General features: G+C 53.4%; 1 protein-coding gene. It reads left to right on the forward strand.

Annotation, left to right across the window (positions count from 1 at the left end; translation table 11 throughout):
- Nucleotides 1–36: 36 nt before the first annotated feature.
- On the forward strand, nucleotides 37–858 hold the full coding sequence (locus B0181_RS11600; protein WP_078277642.1) for an RnfABCDGE type electron transport complex subunit B: 822 nt from the start codon (nucleotides 37–39) through the stop codon (nucleotides 856–858).
- Nucleotides 859–1014: the final 156 nt, after the last annotated feature.

Here is a 1014-nt window from a genome sequence, read left to right on the forward strand (position 1 = left end):
GGTTTTGAAAATAGCCTTTAAAACTTACCCAAAACCATGACCTTAACCGTCCGACTTGACAACTTGCCCGTACTGTTTGCCGATTTACCTCTTGATAAACTGAGCGAGCAAGAACGTGAAAAAATCGCCCGTATTGACGCAGTTTTACCGCAAACGCAGTGTGGCTTGTGCGGCCATCAAAACGGCTGCCTGCCTTATGCGCACGGCATTGTGGCAAATGGCGAAGCGGTGAATTTGTGCGTGCCGGGCGGACAAGCAGTAACGGATGCCATCGCCGCCATCATGCAAGTGCCAAGCCTGCCTGCCACACCAAGCAAATGGCAAACCGACCCGCAAACCCAAAGACCCGCCGAAGTGCGTGCCGTCATTGACGAGCCAAATTGTATCGGCTGCACCAAGTGCATTCCTGCCTGCCCTGTGGACGCCATCATCGGCACCGCCAAGCACAGCCACAGCATCATCACCGAGCTATGCACAGGCTGCGAGCTGTGCCTTGCGCCCTGCCCTGTGGACTGCATTGAACTTGTGCCACACTCACGCACATTAAGCGACAGCGAGCGCGCCGCCGAACAAGCACACCTGCGTGGACGCTACCATCAGCACTTGACACGTCTGGCTGGCAGATTGGGCAAAAACGACAAACCAGTCGTCAGCGCGGTAGAAAGCGCACTGGTAAACGCCATGAGCGACACCGACAGCACAGCCATCAGCGAAGACAGCGCACGCCACGCCATCGCCGCCGCCAAGCTGCGCACACAAATCAAAAAACTTAGCAAGCAGCTTGCCGCACGTCCAAGCGACGCCTTGCAAGCCAAACTTACCGAACTACAAAAACAGTTGGACGATTTGGGGGTATAATTTAATCGTTTGTAAGTTAGCGAATAAATATAGGTCGTAAGTTGGATTAGCACAGCGCAACCCGATATTTTAGGGACAATCACTCGAATTCGTTGGGTTTTCGCTTCACTCAGCCCAACCTTGTATCTTCCCCAACCCCAATCAGGTAAAATAACA

The organism is Moraxella caviae (assembly GCF_002014985.1).
GTDB lineage: Bacteria > Pseudomonadota > Gammaproteobacteria > Pseudomonadales > Moraxellaceae > Moraxella > Moraxella caviae.